16 protein-coding genes are annotated in these 16017 nt (G+C 67.7%); 7 read left to right on the top strand and 9 right to left on the bottom strand.

Going from position 1 to position 16017, the window contains the following annotated elements; all coding sequences use genetic code 11:
- Position 1 precedes the first annotated feature (1 nt).
- The 4 genes from U5798_RS09320 to U5798_RS09335 all read left to right on the top strand — a co-directional run bounded on the left by U5798_RS09320 (position 2) and on the right by U5798_RS09335 (position 2236).
- Complete coding sequence (locus U5798_RS09320) at positions 2-646, top strand: response regulator (RefSeq protein ID WP_059238338.1); 645 nt, start codon at positions 2-4, stop codon at positions 644-646.
- Between the two features lie 209 nt (positions 647-855).
- Entirely contained in the window at positions 856-1419 is a 564-nt protein-coding gene (locus U5798_RS09325) for a PAAR domain-containing protein (RefSeq protein ID WP_322081870.1), read from the top strand.
- Positions 1419-2012, top strand: a complete 594-nt coding sequence (locus U5798_RS09330) for a type VI secretion system amidase effector protein Tae4 (protein WP_124450727.1) — start codon at positions 1419-1421, stop codon at positions 2010-2012. Before U5798_RS09325 ends, U5798_RS09330 begins: the two co-directional genes overlap by 1 nt.
- The gene (locus U5798_RS09335; protein ID WP_322081871.1) at positions 2009-2236 is read left to right on the top strand and encodes a hypothetical protein; all 228 of its coding nucleotides are present in this window, start codon (positions 2009-2011) and stop codon (positions 2234-2236) included. Before U5798_RS09330 ends, U5798_RS09335 begins: the two co-directional genes overlap by 4 nt.
- A gap of 472 nt (positions 2237-2708) precedes the next feature.
- On the opposite strand, the gene U5798_RS09340 is transcribed toward U5798_RS09335, so the two are convergent.
- Positions 2709-3305, bottom strand: a complete 597-nt coding sequence (locus U5798_RS09340; RefSeq protein WP_124450725.1) for a phospholipid-binding protein MlaC — start codon at positions 3303-3305, stop codon at positions 2709-2711.
- 326 nt (positions 3306-3631) lie between these two features.
- Between U5798_RS09340 and U5798_RS09345 the strand changes: the two genes are divergently transcribed.
- Positions 3632-6265, top strand: coding sequence for an MMPL family transporter (locus U5798_RS09345; RefSeq protein ID WP_124450723.1), 2634 nt, complete (start codon positions 3632-3634; stop codon positions 6263-6265).
- The gene (locus tag U5798_RS09350; RefSeq protein WP_322081872.1) at positions 6258-7286 is read left to right on the top strand and encodes a VacJ family lipoprotein; all 1029 of its coding nucleotides are present in this window, start codon (positions 6258-6260) and stop codon (positions 7284-7286) included. The genes U5798_RS09345 and U5798_RS09350 overlap by 8 nt, the downstream gene beginning before the upstream one ends.
- A gap of 101 nt (positions 7287-7387) precedes the next feature.
- On the opposite strand, the gene U5798_RS09355 is transcribed toward U5798_RS09350, so the two are convergent.
- The 5 genes from U5798_RS09355 to U5798_RS09375 all read right to left on the bottom strand — a co-directional run bounded on the left by U5798_RS09355 (position 7388) and on the right by U5798_RS09375 (position 12790).
- Positions 7388-8044, bottom strand: a complete 657-nt coding sequence (locus U5798_RS09355; protein ID WP_322081893.1) for a phosphorylase — start codon at positions 8042-8044, stop codon at positions 7388-7390.
- Positions 8045-8098: 54 nt separating this feature from the next.
- On the bottom strand, positions 8099-10072 hold the full coding sequence (shc, locus tag U5798_RS09360; RefSeq protein WP_322081873.1) for a squalene--hopene cyclase: 1974 nt from the start codon (positions 10070-10072) through the stop codon (positions 8099-8101).
- Positions 10073-10083: 11 nt separating this feature from the next.
- Positions 10084-11337 carry a hydroxysqualene dehydroxylase HpnE gene (gene hpnE / locus U5798_RS09365; RefSeq protein WP_322081874.1) on the bottom strand — a complete coding sequence of 418 codons (1254 nt, stop codon included), beginning with the start codon at positions 11335-11337 and terminating at the stop codon, positions 10084-10086.
- A gap of 13 nt (positions 11338-11350) precedes the next feature.
- Positions 11351-12199, bottom strand: coding sequence for a presqualene diphosphate synthase HpnD (gene hpnD / locus U5798_RS09370; protein WP_322081875.1), 849 nt, complete (start codon positions 12197-12199; stop codon positions 11351-11353).
- A gap of 258 nt (positions 12200-12457) precedes the next feature.
- Positions 12458-12790 (bottom strand): hypothetical protein, encoded by a 333-nt coding sequence (locus tag U5798_RS09375; protein ID WP_322081876.1) that lies wholly within the window; start codon positions 12788-12790, stop codon positions 12458-12460.
- Between the two features lie 192 nt (positions 12791-12982).
- Between U5798_RS09375 and U5798_RS09380 the strand changes: the two genes are divergently transcribed.
- Positions 12983-13867, top strand: a complete 885-nt coding sequence (locus U5798_RS09380; protein WP_322081877.1) for an alpha/beta fold hydrolase — start codon at positions 12983-12985, stop codon at positions 13865-13867.
- A gap of 16 nt (positions 13868-13883) precedes the next feature.
- Here U5798_RS09380 and U5798_RS09385 read toward each other — a convergent pair whose 3' ends face one another.
- From U5798_RS09385 to U5798_RS09395, 3 genes are read right to left on the bottom strand one after another with little or no spacing between them, the layout of a single operon-like run.
- On the bottom strand, positions 13884-14822 hold the full coding sequence (locus U5798_RS09385) for a GGDEF domain-containing protein (protein WP_124450706.1): 939 nt from the start codon (positions 14820-14822) through the stop codon (positions 13884-13886).
- Complete coding sequence (locus tag U5798_RS09390; protein ID WP_124450704.1) at positions 14819-15445, bottom strand: chemotaxis protein CheC; 627 nt, start codon at positions 15443-15445, stop codon at positions 14819-14821. The genes U5798_RS09385 and U5798_RS09390 overlap by 4 nt, the downstream gene beginning before the upstream one ends.
- Positions 15438-15806, bottom strand: coding sequence for a response regulator (locus tag U5798_RS09395; RefSeq protein ID WP_034187557.1), 369 nt, complete (start codon positions 15804-15806; stop codon positions 15438-15440). Before U5798_RS09395 ends, U5798_RS09390 begins: the two co-directional genes overlap by 8 nt.
- Between the last annotated feature and the right edge of the window lie 211 nt (positions 15807-16017).

Consider the following 16017-nt stretch of genomic DNA (forward strand, 5'->3'; position numbering starts at 1 on the left):
CATGAGCGCCCCCGACACCGCCCGGCCCGCCGCCCGACTGCTGCTCGTCGACGATCACCCGCTCGTGCGCGACGGCCTGCGGATGCGGCTCGAAGCGGCCGACCTGTCGGTGGTCGGCGAGGCCGGCAACGCCGACGAGGCGCTCGCGCTCGCCGCGTCGCTCGAGCCCGACCTCGCGCTGATGGACGTCGGCATGAACGGGATGAACGGCATCACGCTCGCGGGCGTGTTCCACGATCGTTTTCCCGGCATCCGCGTGCTGATGCTGTCGATGCACGACAACGTCGAATACGTGACGCAGGCCGTGCGGGCCGGCGCGAGCGGCTACCTGCTGAAGGATTCGCCCGCGAGCGAGATCGTCCGCGCGATCGGCGCGGTGCTGGCCGGGCAGACGTTCTTCAGCGAAGGGCTCGCCGCGCGGATGATCCAGGCGAGCGCGACCGCGTCGCCGCTGGACCGGCTGACGCCGCGCGAACGCGACATCCTCGATGCGCTGGCGGAAGGGTTGTCGAGCAAGCAGATCGCGCAGCAGACGGGGCTGTCGGTGCGCACGGTCGAAACGCACCGGCTCAACCTGAAGCGCAAGCTGGAGATCGAAGGGCAGGCCGAGCTGATCAAGTTCGCGGTCGAGCATCGGCGGCGATAGGGCAAGCGTACCTAGATTGCTCGCGCGACGCGCGATTCACCTTCAAATTTCATACTTGTCCAATCGACCTCACCCCGGGGGCGATGGAATTCTTTCGCTTGCCGCGGCGGGCGACAGCTTCATGAGCCACGCCTTCGAGTGCGCGACGTCGTCACGCGGCACACGGCATCGCCGACACGGGTTGGCGACCAGAACCGAGGAGCGAAATCATGATGCGCCGTATCGCGGTGGTCGGCGACGCGCTGGAAACCGGGGGAAGCATTCTTGCCTACACGGGGCCGACATTCACATTCGGCAGTCCCGGCCGTCAGGTTGCGCTGATCGGCGGTCTGGCATTCTGCGATGCATGCCAAGGTACCGGGCCGATCGCCAAGTCCGGCGGGCCACGACGCCTCAAATTCATGGGTGAAACGGCCGCCGACGGCGACGTCGTCTTATGCGGCTGCCCGACACCGCCACGCATCGTTGCGCTTCTCGCCGGTGAATCATGGTGCGACGACATGATGGAAACGGCAGGTGTTGTGACGTCCGGAAGAAATCGGGAAGGCGGTGTCGTGTCGATCATCGCGGGCACTTACGACGAATCCGTTCACGCCATCGGGAGTGGAGCGTCGGCCGGTTATCCGTACGTTATCGAGACATCGGATGGACGCATCCACTCGGGCCAACTCGACGACAGCGGGTATCTGCCGCGTATTCACACTGCGAGTGAGGATGAATACGTCGTCTACTGGGGTGACGAAGCCCTCGCCAGATCAAGGGGGGCCGCATAATGCCGAACCCGAGAACAGCCGTAAAGACGACCGCCGTGCCGAAGTCGCACAAGGAAGTCGAGTTGAAGTCGGTGACGTTTTCCGAGCTCTGGAAGAACTACGCGCACGGAAACCCATACGACGATCCGAACGGACAATACAAGAACCAGTGTGCGATCCGGATGAGCGTGACGCTGCACAAGGTCGGCATCGCAATGAAGTCGTTTTCGCAGAAGCAGGTTCGGCCGATGCCGGGCAAACCGACGCTGGGCCGACTTCTGATCGACGACAAGCCGACCGCGACTCGCGCATACGAGTTCGCGGAGTGGTTGAAGCTGCGGCCGGTCGCGGGAGTACTGGCTCCCGAGAACATCACGGGACCGAATTGGGCGAGTAAGGTATCCGGGCGGACCGGAATCATATTCTTCGACGGCTATTGGCTGCAGGATGGCGACTCACCAGACAACTTGAGTGGCGGTCACGTCGACCTCTGGAACGGGAACAAACTCACCGGCTTCGGATCAGGCGTGCGGATTTCATGGAATATAGTCCTACCGGGCATCTGGTCGGATTTCCGAAATTCGAAAACCATCTTGTTTTTTCCCGTCAAATGAAACTCGTGAACGTGGTAGCTGGCGCACTTGTCGGTGGAGCGCTCGCGACAATGATCTGCTGGGGAGCGCTCTACGTGTACGGGGCATTCGTCCTGCGCGGCAAGGGAAGCCTCTTCGACACGAACCCCGAGATCGCGAATCTATTTTTCGTCGCATGGGGCGGATTGATTTTAATTTTCGCATTGGCCGGCGCAATTGCCGTAACTCGCAGGAAATCCCGTTAACCATCCGACCGACTGGCAACTCAGAATGAGACGCGTCGGATACTCGCCCCTGTACTGGATCGCCGGCCTGATCACGACTTGGCTCGCATGCTGGATCGGAAACCGGATCAACTGGCAAATTCATATCGGCTTGCGACTGCCTTCGGGCCGGGACGGTTGCCATGAGATCGACCTGTGCTCACCGCCGTGGCCGCTTGTCACTCTGCTGGTCGGGTTTCTGATTGGGCCATCGCTTGGGTTTGCCTCGCGGGCTGGAGACTAAGGGCAGCGACGGGCGACACCGCAAAAGGTGCTGTGCTCCTTGGCCACATTAATTGCCCCTACGATGCTGTTTTTTCTCGCTTCGTATGTGATTCGATGAGCCAGCATCTCGCGGTAGCCATCCTCTCTCCACCGCTCGACCGACCTACGAATAAAAAAGGGCGCCCGAGGGCGCCCTTCATGCATCCGGTCCGCGGCCTTGCAACGGCCGTCAGTTCGTCCGCGAATTGTGCTTCTGCAGGTACGCGATCAGGCCGTCGATCCCGCCCGACGCCAGCTGGCTCTTGAACTGGCCCTGGTAGACCTGGATCAGCCACGCACCCGACATGTCGATGTCGTAGATCTTCCAGTCGTTGCCGACCTTGCCGAGACGATAGCCGACCGACTGGCTGTCGCCCGGCGTCGAGACCGTCGACTGCACGAGCGCGTCGGCGCCCGACGCGCCGCCGGCCTTGAACGAGAACTTCGCGTCCTGGCTGCCGAGCTGCGCGAGCGATGCGGCATAGGTACGCGTCATCAGCAGCTTGAACTGCTTGTACAGCTCCTGCTGCTGTTGCGGCGTGGCCTGCTTCCATGCGTCGCCGACCGCGATGCGGGTCGTGCGCTCGAAGTTGGTCGCGGGCAGGAAGCGCTGCTCGACGACGGCCGAAACCTTCGCCATGTCACCACCGCGCGCGGCCGGATCGGCCTTCATCGCATTGACGGTGCCCTCGACCGCATTGCGGACGATATCGACCGGCGCGCTCTGCGCGAAAGCGGAAACCGACACGGCGGCGGCCGCGACGAAAGCAAACAATTGACGTTTCATACGGATATCGCACTCGATGGGAAAAAACGACCGGCTCTTTGCGTCGGCCGGCGAAGCAAAGTATACCGGGCCCGACGCCCGGTTGCCGTCCGGTGACCGACTGTTACCTTTCAGCGCCGTTTGTCACAGGGGCGCAGCGGCATGTCGACGCACCGCTTCGCCGATTATGTAAATATCCCCATACAAATGAACCGGCCGCCGGTATCGATTCCGCCGTCGCGAGCAAATATCCTTCCCGCCCCGAATCTCCCCAACGTCACGACCGCCGCCACGCCGCGCCGGTATACTTGGCTACTTTGCCCTTGCCAGCCGCTCCCCACCGCCACATGGTGACATCTCTCATCGTCCGACTCGTTGCGTGGTCGGTGCGCCGCCCCGTCTGGGTCGTCGTCCTGTCGCTCGTCATCGCCGCCGTCAGCGGCGTCTACGTCGCGCAGCATTTCAAGATCAACACCGACATCAGCAAGCTCGTCGATGCGGAACCGCAATGGGCCGCGCTCGGCCAGGCCGTCGACAAGGCGTTCCCGCAGCGCAACGGCACGATCCTCGCGGTCGTCGAGGCGCCCGCGTCCGAATTCGCGAATGCCGCCGCGCATGCGCTGACCGAAGCGCTGCAGAAGGATGCCGAAGCCGGCCGCATCGGCCAGGTCGCCGAGCCCGGCGGCGGGCCGTTCTTCGAGCACAACGGGTTGCTGTTCCTGTCGCCGCAGGAGGTCTCCGACACGACGTCGCAGCTCGCGAGCGCGCGCCCGCTCGTCAACGAGCTCGCGAAGAACCCGAGCCTGACCGGGCTCGCCACCACACTGGCCACCACGCTCGGCCAGCCGCTGCTGACCGGCCAGGTGAAACTGCCCGCGATGGCGAAGCTGCTCGCGCGCAGCGCGGCGACGGTCGACGACGTGCTGGCCGGGAAGCCGGCCGCGTTCTCGTGGCGCGCACTGGTCGACAACGATGCCGCACGGCAGCCCGCGCGCGCGTTCGTCACCGTGCAGCCGGTGGTCAACTACGGCGCGCTGAAGGCCGGCGCGGCAACAAGCCAGGTGATCCGCGACGCGGCCCGTGCGCTCGACCTCGAGAAGCGCTACGGCGCGGCCGTGCGCCTGACCGGCGAACAGCCGCTCGCCGACGACGAATTCGCATCGGTCGAAGACGGCGCCGCGCTCAACGGCGCGCTCACGCTGCTCGCCGTGCTCGTGATCCTGTGGCTGGCGCTGCGCTCGAAGCGGATGATCGGCTCGGTGCTCGTCACGCTGTTCGTCGGCCTGGTCGTGACCGCGGCACTCGGCCTCGCGATGGTCGGCTCGCTGAACATGATCTCGGTCGCGTTCATGGTGCTGTTCGTCGGCCTCGGCGTCGACTTCTCGATCCAGTACGGCGTGAAGTACCGCGAGGAACGCTTCCGCGATCCGCGTATCGATCACGCGCTGATCGGCGCCGCGCACTCGATGGGCATGCCGCTCGCGCTGGCCACCGCGGCCGTCGCCGCGAGCTTCTTCTCGTTCATCCCCACTGCGTATCGCGGCGTGTCCGAGCTCGGGCTGATCGCGGGCGTCGGGATGTTCGTCGCGCTGCTGACCACGATCACGCTGCTGCCGGCGCTGCTGCGCCTGTTCGCGCCGCCGGGCGAATCGAAGACGCCGGGCTTCCCGTGGCTCGCACCGGTCGACGATTACCTCGATCGCCATCGCAAGCCGATCCTGATCGGCACGCTCGTCGTCGTGATCGGCGCGCTGCCGCTGCTCGCGTTCCTGCGCTTCGACTTCAACCCGCTGCACCTGAAGGATCCGAACAGCGAATCGATGGCCACGCTGCTCGCGCTGAAGGATTCGCCGGAAGCCGCCGTCAACGACGTGACGCTGCTCGCGCCGTCGCTCGCCGAAGCCGACGCGGCCGCGAAACGCCTCGACGCGCTGCCCGAAGTCGGCCGCACGACCACGCTGTCGACCTTCATCCCCGCCGACCAGCCGGCCAAGCGCGCGGCGATCGCCGCGGCCGCAAGCAACCTGCTGCCGGCGCTGACGCAGCCGGCCGCGCCGCCCGCGACCGATGCGCAGCGCGTCGCCGCGCTCAAGCGCGTGTCGGACCTGCTGGGCTATGCTGCCGAAGACCACCCGGGCCCCGGCGCGGCTGCCGCGCAGCACCTGTCCGCCTCGCTGGCGAAGCTCGCGGCCGCCGACAGCGCGACGCGCGACCGCGCCGAACGCGCGTTCGGCGATACGCTGCGCATCGCGCTCAACCAGCTCGCGTCGCTGCTGCAGCCGCAGGACGTCACGCGCGAATCGCTGCCGCCGCAACTCGTGCGCGACTGGGTCGCGCCGGACGGCCACGCGCTCGTGCAGATCTCGCCGAAGGTGCCGAAGGGCGTCGACCCGAACGACGACACGATGCTGCGCCGCTTCGCGAAGACGGTGAAGGCCGCGGAGCCGGGCGCGACCGGCGGGCCGATCTCGATCCTGCATTCGGCCGACACGATCATCAACGCGTTCCTGCACGCGGCGCTGTGGTCGATCATCTCGATCACGGTCCTGCTATGGATCACGCTGCGCCGCTTCGGCGACGTGCTGCGCACGCTGGTGCCGCTGCTCGTGTCGGGCATCGTGACGCTCGAGATGTGCGTCGTGCTCGGCATGTCGCTCAACTTCGCAAACATCATCGCGCTGCCGCTGATGCTCGGCGTCGGCGTCGCGTTCAAGGTGTATTTCGTGATGGCGTGGCGCGCGGGGCAGACGGGGTTGCTGCACTCGAGCCTCACGCACGCCGTGCTGTTCAGCGCCGCGACGACGGCAACCGCATTCGGCAGCCTGTGGCTGTCGCACCATCCGGGCACGTCGAGCATGGGCAAGCTGCTCGCGCTGGCCCTGACCTGCACGCTGATCGGCGCCGTGGTGTTCCAGCCCGTCCTGATGGGCAAACCGCGCGTCAAACGCGCCAAGAACCAATCGCAAGGAATCAATGAATAAGGTGCGAATCATTGCGGCGACCGTCGCCGCCAGCGCGATGCTGACCGGCTGCGCGACGGGACCGAACCGCAATCCCAACGACCCGCTCGAGCCGATGAACCGGGCGATGTACAAGTTCAACGACACGGTCGACACGAATATCGCGCAGCCGATCGCGAAGGGGTACCAGAAGGTGACGCCCACGCCGGTGCGTACCGCGATCAGCAACTTCTTCTCGAACCTCGGCGATCTCGGCAACATGGCCAACAACCTGCTGCAGTTGCGCATCACCGATGCGACGCAGGATCTGATGCGCGTGGCGATGAACTCGCTGTTCGGCGTCGCCGGCCTGATCGACATCGCGACGCCGGCCGGGCTGCCGAAGCACCACCAGGATTTCGGGCTGACGATGGCGCGCTGGGGCATGCCGTCCGGCCCGTACCTCGTGCTGCCCGTGTTCGGGCCGAGCACGATCCGCGACGGCGTCGGCCGCGCGGTGGACGTGCGTTTCAACCTGCTGAACTACATCGAGCCGGCCGCACGCAACCCGATGTACATCGCGCAGTTCATCAGCGCGCGTTCGGACCTGCTCGGCGCGACCGACCTGCTGAAGCAGGCCGCGCTCGATCCGTATTCGTTCGTGCGCGACGCATACCTGCAGCAGCGCAAGTCGCTGACGTACCGCAGCCAGTCGTCGTCGGCCGCGCTGCCGGCCTACAACGAGCCGGGTGAATCCGGCGCCGTGCCGGCCGCGACGCCGGCCGTGCCGGGGCTGCCGAACTACGAGGATCCGGGCGAGTCGGGCGGTGCATCGGGTACCGCGCCGAGCAACGCACCGGCCGCGCCGGGATTGCCGCAATACGACGATCCGGGTGCGGACAATGCGATGCCCGCGAGTGCGCCTGCTGCGGCACCGGCCGCGGCGTCGGCCGCAGTGCCGGCTGCCGCTTCGGCCGGAGCGACGACAGCGCCGGCCGCCAACGGCGCGCCGATCGCGCCGGCGATGCCGACCGTGCCTGCAAGCAGTCCGGCCGTGCAGTAACGCTGCAACGGCGGCCGCGCAAAAGCAAAGAGCGCTGCATGATGCAGCGCTCTTTTTTTGTCCGTACGAAACGGGAAGAGGGGGAAAGCGGCGCAGCCCGCTCAGACGATCCGCATCGCGCCTGTACGCTCGAACGCGTGGCGCGCCTGAATCAGCGTGGTGCGCGCGGCGCGCGCGTCGCTGGCGACCTGCAGCAGCGGGCCGAGCTGCGAAGGCTGCTTCAGCAATTCGCGCAGGATCGGCAGGATCGCCGTGCTGCCGTCGTCGCGCAGGCCGGCTGTCGCCGCACGCGGCAGCGTGCGCCACGCCGGATCGACGATCGCGCGGCACACCGCGAACGGCACGCCGCGCGCCGCCGCGAAGGCCGCCGCGATGTGCGACTCCATGTCGACGGCCAGCGCACCCTTCGCGTGATGCAGCGACGTCTTCTCCTGTTCGCTGACGACCGGCGCGCCGACGGCCGCGATCGTGCCGCGCGTGACGCGTGCCCACACCGGCGTGTCGTGCAGCGACGCGACGAGCCGCGTGCTCCAGCCCGCGTCGGTCTCCACGCGGCCAAACGGCCCGTCGATCGCGTTCGCGATCACGAGCGCGCCAGGCACCAGGTCGGGCGAGAGCCCGCCCGCCGTGCCGAAGCTGACGATGCCCGCGCAACCGCGTGCGGTCGCGTCGGCCAGCGCGCGTTCGAGCCGGTCGGCGCGCGCGGCGAACACGGCCTCGACGCCGTTACCGCGCGCGATGCGCGCCTCGAACGCCATCCCCGTCACCGCGATGACGGGCAATGCGCCGTTGTGTCGTGACACGCCCACGCGTTACATCCCGACAGTGACGCGCGTCGTGTTGCCGCGCTTCAGGTTGCGGTAGCGCGCCAGCGCCCACAGCGGGAAGAACTTGCGATAGCCGTGGTAGCGCAGGTAGAACACGCGCGGGAAGCCCGTCGCAGTAAAGCGCGTCTCGTCCCACAGGCCTTCGTCGTTCTGGTGGGCGACCAGGTAGTCGACGCCGCGCGCCACGGCCGGGTTGTTCACTTCGCCCGCCGCCATCAGGCCGAGCAGCGCCCACGCCGTCTGCGACGCCGTGCTCGGCGCCTGCTCGAAACCGCGGTAGTTCAGCTTGTAGCTGTCGCCGTCCTCGCCCCAGCCGCCGTCCTTGTTCTGGATCGACAGCAGCCACTGCGCGCCGCGCTTCATGCGCGGATCGTCCGGCGTCAGGCCGGCCGCGTTCAGCGAGCACAGCGCGGTCCACGTGCCGTACACGTAGTTCATCCCCCAGCGGCCGTACCAGCTGCCGTCCGGTTCCTGCTCCTTCAGCATGTAGTCGAGCGCGCGGCGGGCCGGCTCGCTGTTCAGCGGCGTCTCGCCGAGCTGCGACAGCATCGACAGGCAGCGGCCCGACACGTCGGACGTCGGCGGATCGAGCAGCGCGCCGTGATCCGAGAACGGGATGTTGTTCAGGTAGTACTGCGTGTTTTCCGGTTCGAACGCGCCCCAGCCGCCGTCGCTGCTCTGCATGCCGACGACCCATTCGCGCGCACGCGCCATCGAATCGCGATACGTATCCGACTGCTTGAGCTTCTGCGCGCGGTCCATCGCCATCACGACCACGGCCGTATCGTCGACGTCCGGGTAGTGCGCGTTCGCGTACTGGAACGCCCAGCCGCCGGGCCGCACGTGCGGGCGGCGCGAGATCCAGTCGCCGCGCACGTCGAGGATCTGCAGCGGACGCAGCCATTCGAGGCCGCGCAGCACGGCTTCTTCCGCGCGCGCATCGCCCGTCTCGAGCAGCGCATGCGCGGCGAGCGACGTGTCCCACACCGGCGACAGGCACGGCTGGCAGTACGCTTCGTCCTCGTGCACGACGAGCAGCTTGTCGAGCGCCTTGCGCGCGATCGCACGGTTCGGATGATCTTCCGCGTAGCCGAGCACGTCGTACATCATCACCGCGTTGGCCATCGCCGGATAGATCGCGCCGAGGCCGTCCTCGCCGTTCAGGCGCTCGTCGACGAACGACACGGCCTGGCGGATCGCCCGTTCGCGCGTATAGCTCGGGAACAGGCCGTCGACCGCGCGCAGCGCATGGTCGACCACCCGGAAGAACGCGAACCAGCCGGCGCTCTGGTGGCCCTGGCGCGGCAGCAGGCCGGCGTTGACAGGCGGATCGATGAACAGCTCGTCGATGCGCACGCCGCGCGGGTTCTTCGCGATCGGGCGCTTCGCGTTCAGCACGAGCAGCGGCACGATCACGGTCCGCGCCCAGTACGACACCTTCGACAGGTGGAACGGGAACCACTGCGGCAGCAGCATGATCTCGACCGGCATCATCGGCACCGCGCGCCACGGAATCGCACCGTACAGCGCGAGCTGGATGCGCGTGAACACGTTCGACATCTCGGCGCCGCCCATCGCGTGGATCGCGCGGCGCGCGCGCTGCATGTGCTCGGCGTTCTCGTCGTCGCCGATCACCTTCAGCGCGAAATACGCCTTCACGCTCGCGCTGATGTTCGGCGCGCCGTCGGTGAACAGCGGCCAGCCGCCGTCGGCCTGCTGGATGCGGCGCAGATAGTTGCCGATCTTCTGTTCGAGCTCGAGGTTCGGTGTCTCGCCGAGATAGTGGACGAGCAGCACGTATTCGGCCGGAATCGTCGAATCGGCTTCGAGTTCGTAGACCCAGTGTCCGTCCGCTTGCTGCGCGGCCAGCAGCGCGTCGGTCGCACGTGCGACAGCCGCGTCGACGCCGGCCGGCACGGCGCCGGCGGACAAGGTAGCCATTTCGGTGAGATCGTTCATCGGTCCCTCTCTTATTGTGTCTGGAGCACGTCCGCGGCCAGCTGGCCGGAACGGATCGCGCCCTCGATCGTGGCGGGCAAGCCGGTGGCAATCCAGTCGCCCGCCAGCACAAGATTGGTCCAGCGCGTACGCACGGCCGGACGTTTCATTTCCTGCGACGGCACCGCCGCAAAGCCCGCGCGCGGCTCGACGACGAGCTGCCACGCGGGGATGGTTTCCGGGTTCGCGCCGGTCACGCGCGCGACGTCTTCCCAGATGCGCCGCGCGAGCGTGTCGCGCGGCACGTCGAGCCAGCGGCCCGCGTCGCGGATCGTCGCCGCGAGCTGGCCGCCGCCGTTGCGCACCGCATCGACGACGCCGTTGACGACGGTCGTCTGCAGCGGATGGCCGGCCGGCGTTTCGACCGCGAAATACGCGGTCACGACCGCGCTGAACGTGTCGGGCGCGGTGAGCTCGGGCACGAGCGGCTGCGCGACCTCGGGCGGCACGGCCAGCACGACCGCGTCGCCCGGCGCGAGATCGATGCGCTCGCCGCCGGCCGAAACCGCATCGACCGCGTTGCCGTGCGCGCCGAATTCGAATGCGTCGAGTCGCGAATTCAGCCGGATCTGCGCGCCGCCGTGCTGCAGCATCCGCAGCGCCGGCTCGACGAATGCGCTGCCGAGCCCGTGGCGCGCGACGAGCGGACGGCTGCCGGGCCCGCCCGCGGCAAACGTGCCGCACAGCGCGGCGCGCGCGAGCTCGGCGCTCGCGTGGCGCGGCTCGACGTTCAGCACACCGAGGAAATATGGCCGCAGCCAACGATCCCACAGCACGCCGTCGCATCGCATCGTCTGTGCGAGCGAGCGGCCCGTGCGCGCGAACGCGAGCGGCGCGAGCGCGAGGTAGTCGAGCGGTGTCGTGCCCGGCGCGCGCGACGCGGCATCGAACAGCCACGACGGCCAGCGCCCGTTGCCGAAGCGCAGCGTCCAGCGCTGCAGCGATGCGATGTCGACGACCGGACATTCAGGCAGCGCGGGCCCCGCGAGCTGGTCGGCCGCGCCGATCGCGCGCAGGTAGCGCTGCGTCGCGGCTTGCCCCGCGAACACCGTGTGCAGCCCGCTGTCGAGCGTCGCGTTCAGCGTCCCGTCGAACCACGAGCGGCAGCGGCCGCCCGCATGCGCGTGCGCGTCGTGCAGCACGATGCGCCGCCCGCGGCGCTGCAGCTCGACCGCGGCCGACAGGCCCGCGAGTCCGGCGCCGATCACGTGGACGGTTCTGGGCATCGACTCGGCCGGTTCAGAACAGCGCGTAGCGCGCGGCGATCATCAGCATGCGCGCCTTCGGCTTGCGCAGCGGCGCGCGCGGCGCGGCAAAGCCGCGTGCGACCGCGGCTTCGAGAATGCAGCGATACGCGCCCGACATGATGCGCGGCGCCTTCACCTGCGCACGCGGGCAGGTATCCATCACGGCATCGGCCTGGCGGAAGTGCTCGAGCGCGCGCTCGACGAGCGTCGCGCACACGCGCGGCAGCGCCGGATCGCGCACGATCGTCGCCGGATCGGTGATCGCGATGCCTTCGCGCTCGAGCAGCTCGCGCGGCAGGTAGCAGCGATTGATCGCCGCGTCGTCGTCGATGTCGCGCAGGATGTTCGTCAGTTGCAGCGCGCGGCCGAGGTGGTGCGACAGCGTGATCCCTTCGGCTTCCGGCATCCCGAAAATCCTCACCGACAGCCGGCCGGCCGCGCTCGCCACGCGATCGCAGAACAGGTCGAGTGTCGGCTCGTCGGGCGCGCAGATGTCTTCGACCGCGTCCATCGCCATCCCGTCGATCATCGCGTGGAAATCGGCGCGCTGCAGGTTGAACGCGCGGATCTCGCGGTCGAGCGCAGCCAGGTGGCGCGGCGGGCGGCCCGCGAAGCACGCGTCGATGTCCGCGCGCCAGCGATCGAGGCCCGCGTGGCGCTTCGCGCGCGGCAGGTCGCTGTCGGCGATGTCGTCGACCGCGCGGCAAAACGCATAGACCTGGAACATCGCATCGCGCTGCACGGCCGGCAGGATGCGCATCGCCAGGTAGAAAGAACTGCCCGATGTAACGGCAGCGGCGTCGGTTTCTTGTTCGTCCACGACGGAATTGGAAACGGCCAAGACGAGCTCCACGGAGACACCCACGCGGGGCGATTGAAGAAGCCATGCCCGGCTGGGATGGTCAGGGCGTCAAATGCGTGCGAGATATGCGAACGATCGACGCAGACAGGCACAAATTACCGGCCGGAAGCCGGAATTGGGCGAAAGTATAGCAATCTTTGAAGTTCGATGGCGGACACGCGCCACGCCCGGCGGGGCGCCGGAGGCCGGCGCGGCCGGCCTCGGCGGGAAACGGCGCCGCGCGGCACCGGCGGCGCGTCAGCCGTAAACGATGTCGCGCTGCAGATCGAGCGCAATGAGCCCCATTTCGCGCGTGAGCTGCAGCATCGAGCGGCGTTCGAGGCGCGAGCCCATGAAGCTCGTCACGCGGCCGTCGGGCTCCGCAGTGAACTGGAACACCGCGCCGCCGGTGCCGAACCACGCGCCCGGCACGTCGGCCGATTCCTTCCAGTCGATCTGTTCGAACACGCGCGCGATGCCCGCGCGCACCAGGTCGCCCGGGCCGATCGGCGGCGCGATGTCGCCCAGGTCGTCGAGCGAATAGGGGCCGGGTTTGTCCGGCTTCCGGTAGAAGAGATAGTCGACGTTCATGGGGCGCAATCGCGAGTAAAGCAACAAATTAGCGTGCTTCGGCACAAATTCAAATCGGATACGAACGAAATGTGGCCTGCACGAGACAAGCGGGACGGATCGCGACCGGCCGCGCAACCGCGCGCGCGTCCGCGTCTGGATGCCGGCCGGTTCGTCTAAGATGACACCTTTCCCGAAAAAAATACGGACATCATGGAGACGAACGACACCGCCACCCCGCAGTCCGGCCATCCCGTTTTCGTGCTCGTGCACGGCGCCTGGCATGGCGCCTGGTGCTACACGCACGTCGCGGCTGCGCTGGCCGCGCGCGGCTACCTGTCGATCGCGCGCGACCTGCCCGCGCACGGCATCAACGCGCGCTTTCCCGCGTCGTATCTCGAACGCCCGCTCGACAAGGATGCGTTCGGCGCCGAGCCTTCGCCGGTCGCGAACACGACGCTCGACGACTACGCGACGCAAGTGATGCAGGCCGTCGACGACGCGTATGCGCTCGGTCGCGGCAAGGTCGTGCTCGTCGGGCACAGCATGGGCGGCCTCGCGATCACGGCGGCCGCCGAGCGCGCACCGGAGAAGATCGCGAAGATCGTCTATCTCGCGGCCTTCATGCCGGGCTCGGGCGTGCCGGGCCTCGACTACGTGCGCGCGCCGGAGAACAAGGGCGAGATGCTCGGCCCGCTGATGCTCGCGAGCCCGCGCGTCGCCGGTGCGCTGCGCATCGATCCGCACAGCGGCGACGCCGCGTATCGCGACACGATGAAGCGTGCGCTGTATGAAGACGTGCCGCAGGCCGACTTCGACGCCGTCGCGAACCTGATGACCTGCGACGTGCCGGCCGCGCCGTTCGCGACCGCGATCCCGACCACCGCCGCGCGCTGGGGCGCGATCGACCGCCACTACATCAAGTGTCTCGAGGATCGCGTGATCCTGCCCGCGCTGCAGCAGCGCTTCATCGACGAAGCCGACACGCTCGCGCCCGGCAATCCAACCCACGTGCACCAGCTCGACAGCAGCCACTCGCCGTTCATGTCGCAGCCGGCCGTGCTGGCCGGCGTGCTCGCCGACATCGCAAAAAGCTGAGCGGGGCGGGCGCGGTCTACGCGTAGGCCACCGAACGATCGCGCCCGAGGCGCTTCGCACGATAGAGCGCGGCGTCGGCCTCGTTGACCAGCACGTCGCTGGTCGGCACGCCCGCCTTCGCACACGTGCCGCCGACGCTCGCCGTCACCGGCACGCTGACACCCTCGGCATCGACCGGCACGCTGCCGATCGCGTCGCGCACCTTGTCGGCCACCCGCATCGCCTCGTCGAGATTCGTGCACGGCAGCAGCAGCGCGAATTCCTCGCCGCCGAAGCGGCCGAACGTATCCTGCGCGCGCACGATCGACGAGACGCGGCGCGCCGTCTCGCGCAGCACGGCGTCGCCGGCCGCATGCCCGAAGCGGTCGTTGATCGTCTTGAAGTGGTCGAGGTCGAACAGCAGCACCGACATGTCGCCGCCGTAGCGCTGCCAGCGCGCGAATTCGTCGCCGAGCCGCGCCTCGAAGAAGCGCCGGTTCGCGATGCCGGTCAGCCCGTCGCGATTCGCGTGTTCGCGCAGCTTCGCGACCGCTTCCTCGCGCTCGCGCTGCATCACGCTCACGTGCGTGACGTCCGAGATCGTCACGCACACGGCCTCGACGTCGCGGCCGCGCGTGAGCGGCATGAACGTGCAGTCCTGCTGCATGTAGTCGACGCCGCCGGTAATCGGGCGGTCGTGCTCGAAGCGGAACAGGTAGGGCCGCTGCTCCCACGAGCTGAAGGCGAAGCTGCCGAGCTGGAACACGCTCTCGAGCTTGCGCGACAGCCACGCGTGCGGCAGATCCGGAAAGCAGTCGAACAGGTTGCGGCCGATCACGTCGGCCGCCGGAATGCCGCTGTGATCCTGCATGAAGCGGTTCCACATCAGCACGGTCATCGAGCGGTCGAGCACGAACAGCCCGAAGCCGACCCGCTCGATCACGAGGTCGCTCAGCGACGGAGCGGCGGCCGTCATAGCGCGGACAGCAACGCGTCGAGCGCGTCACCCATCAGCCGGATCGAATCCTCGGCCATCAGCATCACGAAGTGAGCGCGGAACGTGTGGTCCTCGAGCCCGAAGTTCACCTCGAGCAGCAGCGCGTCGCTCCACGCGAGCGCGTTCGGCTCGAACACGTCGTCGAACGAAACGTTCGCACCGAGCAGCCCCGGCGGGAAGAACACGGGCTTGCGGCCGAGCTCGTCGAGGATCGACGCGACGCATGCGCCCATCAGCACGTTTGCAACGTCGAACACGAGTTCGTCGGGCGTCGCCATCCCGCCATAGACGCCGTCGCCGAACGTGCGGTCGACGACCGACATGAGCCGCGCGACGCCCGACGTGCGGCACAGCACGATCGCCTCGCCCTTGATGTCGGACCGGAAACCCTGGCGCACGGCGGTCACGTTGTCGTGAATGCCCGTCATCTCGCGCAGCGCGTTGCCCGCGTCGGCTGCCTTCACGACGCGCACGCGCGGCACCGACAACTCGATGAAGCGCCCGAGCAGCAACGCAAGCCGCGCGGCGGCGCGGCCCATTGCAAGGTTGGCGATCTCCTGCAACGCGTCGCGTTGCTCCGCCGTGAACACCGAGTCAGGCATACAACCCATACTCCTTGAGAATGGGCAGCAATGCCTCCGACGTCACGGGCTTGGCTACGAATGCGATCGCGCCCAATTCACGCACGCGTGCTTGCGCCTGCGGCTGGATATCGGCGGATACCACGATCACGAACGTGTTCAGATCTTCGTGGCGCAGTGTCTCGAGGACCTGATATCCGCTCATGTCGGGCATCGTCAGGTCCAGAAACATCACGGAAGCTTTGCCGTCACGATAGAGCGCCAAGGCCTCGCGACCATTCGCGGCATACGCGACTTCAACGTCCCAGTCTCCCGGCAGCGCCTTTGTCAGAAGTTTGCGAGCGAGCAGCGAATCGTCGGCAATTACAATCGGCAAAGGCATGGGGCGATGCAGTATACGGAATGGTCTCTCTCGCGTTAACGACCGCGCGGCGCACTTCTTTAGGGGGCCGTGCGATCGGGCGCAGGCAACCGCCTTGCAGCCGTGCGCGGGCGTCGCGACGCAGGTGCGCGCGATGCCCGCGCGGCGATCGCCGGCGGGCGCATATATCTGTCATAGGGAAAGCAAGGCGCGATTCTCGGAGTAAACCGGA

Origin of the sequence: Burkholderia sp. BCC1972 (assembly GCF_905339605.1) — a bacterium.
Taxonomy (GTDB): Bacteria; Pseudomonadota; Gammaproteobacteria; order Burkholderiales; family Burkholderiaceae; genus Burkholderia.